Genomic DNA, 10011 nt, shown 5'->3' on the forward strand with positions numbered 1-10011 from the left:
AATGAATACCGAACAATTTACTGAAATGTTGGCGGCGAAGGGGATTGCCCTTTCGCCACAGCAATTGCAGCAATATGAGACCTATTACTCCACACTGGTGGAATGGAATGAAAAAATGAATTTAACAGCCATCACGGAAAAGGAAGATGTTTATTTAAAGCACTTCTATGACTCCATCAGCGCGGCTTTTTACTTTGATTTCAGCAAGCCGCTAAAGGTCTGTGATGTCGGTGCAGGGGCAGGCTTCCCGAGCATTCCGATTAAAATTGCATTTCCGGGCTTACATATTACGATCGTTGACTCGCTTAATAAACGCATCGGTTTTCTGGAGCATTTGGCGAAGAAGCTGGAGCTCGAGAATGTCCGCTTTATCCATGACCGTGCGGAAACCTTTGGCCAGAACAAGGAATACCGTGAGTCTTTTGATGTGGTGACAGCAAGAGCTGTTGCCAGATTATCCGTTTTAAGCGAGCTATGTCTGCCTCTGGCTAAAACAGGCGGCACATTTGTGGCCATGAAGGGCGCAAGTGCAAAGGAAGAACTGGATGCCGGCAAAAAGGCAGTCACGGTTCTGGGCGGAAAACTCGTGGATTCCCACACGTTCACTCTCCCAGAGGAAGAAAGTGAGCGCAATATCTTAATCATAAAAAAAGAAAAGAACACTCCTAAAAAGTACCCGCGAAAGCCGGGGACACCAAATAAAACACCAATTGAATAGGGTGCGCAATTTGCCATTGTATGACATAATGGTGTAAACGTTTCGATTTTTCCAGATATTATTATTGCTGATATCCGGCAGGATTTGTCATGATGATAGAGAATATGTTATAGGGAGTTTCGTAAAGGTGGTGCAGGGTGATGAAGCATTCTTTCTCACGCTTTTTTGGCCTAGGCGAAAAGGGAGAACAAGTTACAGCGGAAAAGCCAGCAGAAGAACAGCTGGTTATTGAAGACTTAAGCGACAGAGAAGAAGTTAAGAAAATTCCTATTGATCAGATCGTCCCCAACCGTTTCCAGCCAAGAACGGTATTTGATGATGAAAAAATAGAAGAGCTTTCCCGGACGATTCATACACATGGAATCATCCAGCCGATCGTCGTACGGGAATTTGAGGATGGCCAGTTTGAAATCATAGCCGGTGAACGCAGATACCGGGCCATGAAAAAACTGGGCTGGGAAGAAGCTCCTGCTATTGTCAAAAATCTTAGCGATACCGAAACGGCTTCAGTAGCGTTAATTGAAAATCTTCAAAGGGAAGAATTATCACCGATCGAAGAAGCTGTTGCCTACGGAAAGCTTTTAGAGCTGCATAGCCTGACACAGGAGGCATTGGCACAGCGCCTTGGAAAAGGCCAGTCAACGGTTGCCAACAAGCTTCGGCTGCTGAAATTGCCGCAGCCTGTCCAGGATGCATTGCTAAACAAATCAATCACAGAGCGGCATGCCCGTTCGCTCATCCCGCTGAAGGACCCGGAGAAACAGGTCACCCTGCTGCAGGAGATTGTGGAAAAGAATCTGAATGTAAAGCAGACGGAAGACCGGGTTGTCAAAATTCTCGAACAGAAAAATCCAAAGCCGAAGCCGAAGCGGAAGGCCTTCAGCAAAGATATGAGAATTGCGGTCAACACGATCAGGCAATCTCTATCCATGGTTTCTGACAGCGGCATTAATCTTGATTCGGAAGAAGAAGAATTTGATGAGTTTTATCAAATCACGATCAAGATTCCTAAAAAGAAATAATTTTTTGACGCGAAATATAAAGCGGGGGCTCCCTGTTTTATTTTTCGCGTTTTTTTGAAGGACGATAAAAAGACTATTAGAATCTTCTTATTTTTTACAAAAAAATTATTCTGCCCTGTTTTTCGTGATAAAATAGACTACGTGATTTAACGATACAAATTAATTCGCAGATAGATAGATTGGATTACTGATAGATGAAAGCAGGTGACACTGTGGGCAAGATTTTAGCCATTGCGAACCAGAAAGGCGGAGTCGGCAAAACGACCACTTCCGTCAATCTTGGCGCATGCCTGGCATACATAGGCAAGAAAGTGCTGCTGGTCGACATTGATCCGCAGGGCAATGCCACAAGCGGAATCGGCATTGAAAAAGCGGATGTCGATCATTGCATTTATGATGTCCTGGTGGATGATGTGGAAGCATCAAAGGTCATAAAACCCACTTCGGTAGAGAATTTATACACCATCCCGGCAACTATTCAGCTGGCAGGCGCAGAAATTGAACTGGTGCCGACGATCTCACGGGAAGTAAGATTAAAGAGGGCTCTTGAGGAAGTAAAGGCAAACTTTGATTATGTGATTATCGACTGTCCTCCTTCCCTTGGATTACTGACCATTAACTCGCTGACTGCTTCGGATGCCGTAATCATACCCGTGCAGTGCGAGTACTATGCGCTGGAAGGTCTGAGTCAGCTTCTGAATACAGTCCGCCTTGTGCAGAAGCATCTGAACCATGATCTGAAAATCGAAGGCGTTCTGCTGACAATGCTTGATGCCCGTACAAATCTCGGCATTCAGGTCATTGAAGAAGTGAAAAAGTATTTTCAGGATAAAGTCTATAAAACAATTATTCCCCGCAATGTGCGGCTGGGAGAGGCTCCGAGCCATGGAGAACCTATTATTACTTATGATCCGAAGTCACGCGGAGCTGAAGTATATTTAGAACTGGCAAAGGAAGTGGTTTCTAATGGCTAAAGGTTTAGGAAAAGGTCTGAATGCTTTTTTCAATAATATTGAAACCGAAAAAGAAGAAACCGTACAGGAAGTAAAAATAAAGGACATTCGTCCAAACCCTTATCAGCCGCGCAAGGTGTTTGAAAAGGAAGCCATCGAGGAGCTGAAGCAATCCATCCTTGAACATGGAATTCTGCAGCCGATCATTGTCCGCAAAAGCATCAAGGGCTTTGAGATTGTAGTCGGGGAGCGCCGCTACCGGGCAGCAAAAGAAGCAAATCTTGAGAGGGTTCCAGTCGTTGTAAGGGAACTGACTGAACAGCAGATGATGGAGCTCGCGGTTCTTGAGAATCTGCAGCGTGAAGACTTAACGCCGATTGAAGAAGCGGCTGCATACCAGCTGTTGATGGAGAAGCTCAAGGTGACACAGGAGGAATTGGCCAAGCGCCTGGGAAAAAGCAGGCCGCATATTGCGAATCATATCAGGCTTTTATCCCTGCCTCCGACCATTCAAGGACTGATTTCAGAAGGCAAAATTTCCATGGGGCATGGAAGAGCATTACTGGGGCTGCGTAAAAAAGAAAAGCTGCAGGCGCTCGTTGAAAAAACGGTTAAAGACGGCTTAAATGTCCGCCAGCTTGAACAGCTGATTCAGCAGCTGAACGATGTTTCACGTGAAACGAAAAAGCCGGCAGTGTCTAAGGATATTTTCATTAAGGAACGCGAATCCTCCCTCAGGGAACGGTTCGGAACCACAGTCCATATTAAACAGTCCAAAAACAAAGGGAAAATTGAGATTGAATTTTTCTCAAAAGAAGATTTGGAACGCATTATGGAGCTTTTAGAAACCCATTCGTAAGCCATCTTAATGATGGTTTATTTTTTTCAGTATAAAAAAAGATTGTAGGCTAAGACCTTTCGTGGTAATTTTAATAGAAAATAATTCGCATTGCGAAATAATAAGGTGAAGAGTATGTTTCTGCTAGGTACGCTTGTAAATGGATTATTGATCATTATGGGAACACTGCTGGGGAAACTGCTCCATCGGATTCCGGAAAACATGAAGGGCACAGTCATGCATGCGATTGGCCTTGCGGTCATGGTGCTCGGCCTGCAAATGGGCTTTAAAAGCGAAAATTTCCTGGTAGTGATTTTAAGCCTTGTGTTCGGAACGGTGATTGGAGAGTACTTTGCTCTTGAAGATAAACTGAACAAGCTTGGCGATTGGCTCGAAAGCAAAATTGGCTCGAAAGGCCAGGGCAGCATTTCGCAGGGCTTTGTAACGGCTACACTCATCTTTGTCATTGGCGCTATGGCCATTATCGGCGCGCTCGACAGCGGCATCCGGGGCGACCACTCGGTGCTTTATACCAAATCGATTATTGACGGATTCACCTCCCTCATTTTAACGACTACATTAGGGATCGGCGTACTCTTTTCAGCTTTTCCGGTCATGCTGTATGAAGGACTTATTGCCCTTTTTGCCACCCAAATCGACCGGTTTGTCCCCCAGCTTCTGATGGACAGCTTTATCAAGGAAATGACCGCAACAGGCGGAATCATGATCTTTGCGATTGGTCTGAATTTGACAGGCATTACGAAGATCAGGGTGGCGAACCTGCTCCCGGGAATTTTGGTTACGGGAGTTATTGTATCGGTTGTTTATTTTTATGGAATTTATTTTTAGGTGAAGTGATGTGCATCGCGGGCACGGGAGTTGGTGTGTTTGCGGTGCATTATTTTTGCTGCCCGTAAATTGCTGGGAGTGGCGAGTAAACTGCTGAATCGACGCGAAACGCCAGTAAATCAGCGCAATCCCCCTTCCCTCCCCCGTCCAACAAAAAAAGCCGCATGCTCCCCTGCGGCTTTCCTGCTCAATTAAGGTGCTTGTTCACTGTTCAGTTCCCACTTAAATGCAGGCCACGCCGGCGCAGTCTGGTGGGTCAGGCTGGCTTCATAGATGCCGCCCGCGATGGTTTTGGCCATTTTCAGGACGAGATTGAGCCTTGTGTTCTGGAGGACGAAGAATTCCATGAATCCGCTGACATTGACGATGCCGGTGATGTGCATGTCCCCTACTTCCGGCAGATCTTTATTGACTCCGGCGCCCGGTTTGACCGGGCCTTCTCCAATTTGGATGACTCCGACGCTTTTCAGGCGGCCCAGGCAGGCATCGATCCCGATAATAAAGGGATTAAAATGCTTCTTTTTGATTTCGTTCAGTTTTTCTTCCAGGTTGACGGCATGGATCGGGTCCTCCAGTGTTCCGTATACATGGAAAGATGACATCGATTTTTCCTCAAGGAGTGTGCCGACCAGCGGACCTAATGAATCGCCTGTAGAGCGGTCTGTGCCAATGCAGACAAAAACGATGGGACGGCAGCCAAGGCCCGCAGGCAGAATCTTCTTCAGTTCAGCAGCCAATTTTTCTGCAGAGTTTGTTTCTTCATGTAAGATTCTGGCAGAAGCCCCGCCTTTTTTGTCAAACAAGTTTGGTTTGAAGTTCATATAGGTCCACTCCCTCTTTTATCCTTGCCATGCCCGAAACACAAGTATTTATACGTTTTTAACAGTATACGGAATTTTTGTGTAATCTATACATACCTGTATTATTTAATCGTTAAACAATCGGGTTTTTCACTGTAAAGCCCTGAGAAAAATTGATAAAATAATTTTGTTTTACAGAGGGATTCGCACTGAAGGGCAGGATGCAGTATAATTTCATTCAAGCAATGGGTTTGAATTGCTTTCTGATTATTTTCACTAAAATAGAGCAGGTGAAACCATGAGTCCTATTGAAAACATGATAAACGGCATGATAGATAAGATTTCAAATGAAAAAACGTGGATAACCATTGGGGAAGGAATCTTTAAAGTTATGGCGATTCTGATCGTGACGAGAATCCTGATCAGGATCGGCAAGCTGGCCATCCGCAATCTTTTTAAAGTTAGGACGCCGTCCAGGCTCCGAATCTCAGAGCGCAGGGAAGCCACCCTTCTAAAGCTGCTGGAGAATATGCTCACCTATGTGGTGTTTTTTGTTGCGGCAATCATGATATTATCGGTGCTTACAATTGATGTAAAAGCCCTTCTGGCTGGTGCGGGAATCGTCGGGTTGGCTGTTGGATTTGGAGCACAGAGCCTTGTGAAGGACATTATCACCGGATTTTTCATCATTTTCGAAGATCAGTTTTCGGTTGGAGATTATATCCGGATTGATCAGTTTGAAGGAACTGTAGAAGAAATCGGGCTTCGGACGACAAAGATTAAAAACTGGACGGGCGAGGTTCACATCCTTCCGAACGGAAGCATTATGCAGGTAACCAATTTTTCATTAAATAATAGTGTGGCATTTGTGGATGTCAGTATTGCGTATGAAGGCGATATTGTGAAGGTTGAACAGGTTCTTCAGGAATTATTCGAAAAGCTCCCGGAAAAATATGAGGATATGGTCAAGCCGCCGGAAATTCTGGGCATCCAAAATATGGCGGCAGCTGATGTGATGCTGCGTGTAGTTTCAGAAACACTGCCAATGAGGCACTTTTATATTGCACGCCAGCTGCGGAAGGAAATTAAGCTTTGTTTAGATGAGCATGGCATTGAAATTCCGTTCCCGCGCCTTGTGATGTACACACGGAATGAACAGGATAACCCAAAACTGAATGCGGAGGGATAAACATGGAGCAAAAAGAATTTGATTTACATGATGTGGTGGAAATGAAAAAGCCACACCCATGCGGGGTCAACAAATGGAAAATCATCCGGATGGGAGCAGATATCCGCATTAAGTGCGAAGGCTGCGGACACAGCGTAATGATTCCAAGAAGGGAATTCGCCCGCAAAATGAAGAAAATTCTTGTCAAGCATGAGGAATAAGAGACAAACTGCAGGGAGATGAGGTTGGTGGCACAAACATTCAAGTCAGCCTGTCCCCTTAATTGCTGGGACAGCTGCGGCTTTCATGTAACAGTTGAAGACGGTAAGGTGACAAAGGTAGATGGTGATCCGGACCATCCGATAACAAAAGGGAAAATTTGCGGCCGCGGCAGAATGCTTGAAAACAGAACAAATTCTCCGGAACGCCTGCTTCACCCGCTGAAAAAGGTAAATGGAGAATTTGTGCCAATTTCCTGGGAGCAGGCTTTGCACGATATTTCCCTGAAAATGAAGGAGCTAAAAGAAACGGCTGGCACCACTTCCATTCTTCATAGCCATGATTATGCCAATGGCGGATTGCTGACGAACCTGGATCAGCGTTTTTTCAATTGCTATGGCGGTGTGACTGAACTTGTGGGGTCCATATGCTGGGGAGCTGGCATCGAGGCTCAGAGCCAGGATTTTGGTGACTCCTACAGCCACGGGCCGGAGGATATTTTGAACAGCAGGCATATTGTCGTCTGGGGCAGGAATGTTGCCCGCACCAATATGCACTTGTATCAAAGGCTGCAGGAGGCAAAGAAACAGGGGGCCAAACTGTATGTGATTGATCCCATTTTTAATGCGACAGCTAAAATGGCAGACCGTTATTTTTCCATTAAGCCGGGAATGGATGGATGGCTTGCGGCCGGCATCATGAAGGAAATGCTTCGTCTGGGCTTGGAAGATAGAAGTTTCATAGATAACTATTCAATTGGTTTTGAAGATCTTAACGAACTGCTTGAAAGTGTAACGCTTGAAGAAATCGCTGAGAAAACGGAAGTGCCTGCAGAGGTTATGACCGAGCTTGCAGTGGTGTATGGCGATCGTCCTGTATCCACTTTCTTTGGGCTGGGCATGCAGCGTTACGAAAATGGCGGGAACACAATTCGCTTGATGGATGCTTTGATTGCCATGAGCGGCAATATCGGGATTCCAGGCGGCGGTGCAAACTATGCCAACAGACAGGTAGGACAGAGCTTTGATGGGGCTGCCCTCACCCTCCCTGAGCGGAAGACCGCTTTCAGGCAATTTACGATGATGCGGCAGGCAGAGGGGATTTTAACAGCGAAGGATCCTGAGATTAAGATGATCTTCGTTACGTGCGGAAATCCTTTAACCCAGGTGCCTGACTCATCAAGGGTCCGAGAAGCTTTTGCATCTGTGGATACTGTTGTCGTGATGGAGCAGTTTATGACAGACACGGCTAAAATGGCAGATTATGTTCTGCCTGTTGCAACCGTGTTTGAACAGGAAGATGTCTATTATTCTTCCATGTACCATCATTATGTCAATCATGGCCCGAAGCTGGCTGAACCGCCAGGCGAAGCGAAGCCTGATTTATGGGTATGGACCGAGCTTGCCAAGCGACTCGGATTCGGAACCGATTTCGATTTTACAAGGGAAGAATTCATCAGCATGGGTCTCGGTTCGCTTAAAGAGCAGGGGATTACGCTTGATAGCTTACGGAATTCGCACCATATGGAGCTTCCGGTCGATACGGTGCCCTGGGCAGACCGCCAGTTCAAGACGCCAAGCGGCAAGTATGAATTTACCTCGTTCCGAAAGGGTTCCGAAAGCAGGCTGACACTCGCTCTTCCCCGGGAAACCAAGTGGACGGATAAAGAGCGAGCCGAACAGTTTCCTTTTACCTTGCTGACGATTCATCCTCTCCGCTCCAATCATTCGCAGCATTATCACCTATTGAAGCCGGAGCCAAAGGCAAAGGTGGAAATTGCCGATAATATTGCCGAAAAGCTGGGACTTCAGGAGAACGATTACGTCAAAGTGTGGAATGACCGCGGGGAAATGAAGGGCTTTGTCCATATTATGAAAAAAGCCCATCCGGATACCATCAATATCGATGAAGGCATCTGGGCAAAATTCGGCGGACCCGTCAATAACCTTACATCCAGCCGCGAATCGGACAACGGCCTTGGCAGCACCTTGTACGACTGCCTTGTGAATATTGAGAAGGTTTAAAATAGTAGTGGTGACAGGCACCTATACCAGTCAGGCAAAGTGGTATAGGTACCTGTCACCTTTTCTTTACATTTCTCCGGCAACTATCTATAATTGTTAGAGGCTTGTTTAAATGAGGATCAATCGTATTTTTAATAGATGAAATTAGACTGAGGAGTGACTTGGATGGCTTTAACAGCTGGTATTGTAGGTTTGCCGAACGTCGGAAAGTCTACGTTGTTTAATGCAATTACCCAGGCGGGGGCGGAGTCTGCGAACTATCCGTTCTGTACAATTGATCCGAATGTGGGAATTGTAGAAGTGCCTGATCACCGGTTGAATAAATTAACTGAATTGGTTCAGCCAAAAAAAACTGTGCCAACGGCTTTCGAATTTACGGATATCGCCGGCATCGTAAAGGGTGCGAGCAAAGGGGAAGGTCTTGGAAATAAATTCCTGTCCCATATTCGTGAAGTGGATGCCATCTGTCAGGTTGTCCGCTGTTTTGCAGATGACAATATTACACACGTTGCAGGGAAAGTGGACCCGATCGATGATATCGAAGTCATCAACCTGGAACTGATTCTGGCTGATCTTGAGTCGGTTGACAAGCGAATTGGCCGTGTGAGCAAGCTGGCTAAGCAGAAGGATAAAGATTCTGTGATCGAGCTTGAAATTCTGGAAAAATTAAAAGAAGCGTTCGAAAACGATAAGCCTGCCCGTACTGTCGAGTTCACAGACGAGCAAATGAAGATTGTAAAAGGTCTTCACCTGCTGACAATCAAGCCGGTGCTTTACGTGGCAAACGTAAGCGAGGATGATGTAGCGGATCCTTCTTCTAACGAGTATGTGCAGCAGGTAAGAGAATTTGCCGCAAAGGATAATGCGGAAGTGATCGTAATCTGTGCAAAAATCGAATCTGAAATTGCAGAGCTTGACGGGGAAGAAAAGGAAATGTTCCTTCAGGAACTTGGCATCAAAGAATCCGGTCTTGATCAGCTGATCAGAGCAGCCTACAATCTGCTTGGACTGGCAACTTACTTCACTGCCGGCGTACAGGAAGTCCGCGCCTGGACATTCCGCAAAGGCATGAAGGCTCCTCAATGTGCCGGAGTGATTCACTCTGACTTTGAAAAAGGCTTCATCCGTGCAGAAACGGTTTCCTATGATGACCTTGTCGCTGCAGGAAACATGACAGCTGCGAAAGAAGCAGGAAAAGTCCGCCTCGAAGGAAAAGAATACATTGTTAAAGACGGAGATGTCATGCACTTCCGCTTTAACGTTTAATTATGTTGGAACCTCTGTTTTTTAGGGGTTCTTTTTTTATGACTCTTTCAAAAAGGCTGTTTTCGCTTTTTTTAGGAGATAAGAAAGTATATAATTTTTGAACGTCGATAACTGTCTAGCTCCAGCGCCTACCCCCTCGAGGTCACAAGCCAAT

10 protein-coding genes are annotated in these 10011 nt (G+C 45.9%); 9 read left to right on the top strand and 1 reads right to left on the bottom strand.

Going from position 1 to position 10011, the window contains the following annotated elements; translation table 11 throughout:
* The first annotated feature begins 1 nt into the window (after window position 1).
* The 5 genes from rsmG (at window position 2) to BFI01S_RS14640 (ending at window position 4380) form a co-directional block, all read left to right on the top strand.
* Window positions 2–718: a 16S rRNA (guanine(527)-N(7))-methyltransferase RsmG gene (rsmG, locus tag BFI01S_RS14620; RefSeq protein WP_061793271.1), complete on the top strand. Its 717-nt coding sequence runs from the start codon at window positions 2–4 to the stop codon at window positions 716–718.
* A 140-nt stretch (window positions 719–858) separates the two neighbouring features.
* A complete protein-coding gene (gene noc, locus BFI01S_RS14625; protein ID WP_061793272.1) occupies window positions 859–1740 on the top strand; it encodes a nucleoid occlusion protein in 882 nt (293 codons plus the stop codon).
* 212 nt (window positions 1741–1952) lie between these two features.
* The gene (locus tag BFI01S_RS14630; RefSeq protein ID WP_061793273.1) at window positions 1953–2714 is read left to right on the top strand and encodes a ParA family protein; all 762 of its coding nucleotides are present in this window, start codon (window positions 1953–1955) and stop codon (window positions 2712–2714) included.
* Window positions 2707–3552, top strand: coding sequence for a ParB/RepB/Spo0J family partition protein (locus tag BFI01S_RS14635; RefSeq protein WP_061793274.1), 846 nt, complete (start codon window positions 2707–2709; stop codon window positions 3550–3552). Before BFI01S_RS14630 ends, BFI01S_RS14635 begins: the two co-directional genes overlap by 8 nt.
* Window positions 3553–3666: 114 nt before the next feature.
* Window positions 3667–4380, top strand: coding sequence for a DUF554 domain-containing protein (locus BFI01S_RS14640; RefSeq protein ID WP_061793275.1), 714 nt, complete (start codon window positions 3667–3669; stop codon window positions 4378–4380).
* 191 nt (window positions 4381–4571) lie between these two features.
* On the opposite strand, the gene yyaC is transcribed toward BFI01S_RS14640, so the two are convergent.
* On the bottom strand, window positions 4572–5201 hold the full coding sequence (yyaC, locus tag BFI01S_RS14645; protein ID WP_061793276.1) for a spore protease YyaC: 630 nt from the start codon (window positions 5199–5201) through the stop codon (window positions 4572–4574).
* Window positions 5202–5478: 277 nt separating this feature from the next.
* On the opposite strand from yyaC, the gene BFI01S_RS14650 reads away from it, so the two are divergent.
* The 4 genes from BFI01S_RS14650 to ychF all read left to right on the top strand — a co-directional run bounded on the left by BFI01S_RS14650 (window position 5479) and on the right by ychF (window position 9857).
* Window positions 5479–6369, top strand: coding sequence for a mechanosensitive ion channel family protein (locus BFI01S_RS14650; protein ID WP_061793277.1), 891 nt, complete (start codon window positions 5479–5481; stop codon window positions 6367–6369).
* Between the two features lie 2 nt (window positions 6370–6371).
* Complete coding sequence (locus BFI01S_RS14655; protein WP_061793278.1) at window positions 6372–6569, top strand: DUF951 domain-containing protein; 198 nt, start codon at window positions 6372–6374, stop codon at window positions 6567–6569.
* Between the two features lie 27 nt (window positions 6570–6596).
* On the top strand, window positions 6597–8591 hold the full coding sequence (locus tag BFI01S_RS14660) for a molybdopterin-dependent oxidoreductase (protein ID WP_061793279.1): 1995 nt from the start codon (window positions 6597–6599) through the stop codon (window positions 8589–8591).
* Between the two features lie 165 nt (window positions 8592–8756).
* Window positions 8757–9857 (top strand): redox-regulated ATPase YchF, encoded by a 1101-nt coding sequence (ychF, locus tag BFI01S_RS14665; protein ID WP_061793280.1) that lies wholly within the window; start codon window positions 8757–8759, stop codon window positions 9855–9857.
* Window positions 9858–10011: the final 154 nt, after the last annotated feature.

It is taken from the genome of Cytobacillus firmus NBRC 15306 (assembly GCF_001591465.1).
Taxonomy (GTDB): domain Bacteria; phylum Bacillota; class Bacilli; order Bacillales; family Cytobacillaceae; genus Cytobacillus; species Cytobacillus firmus.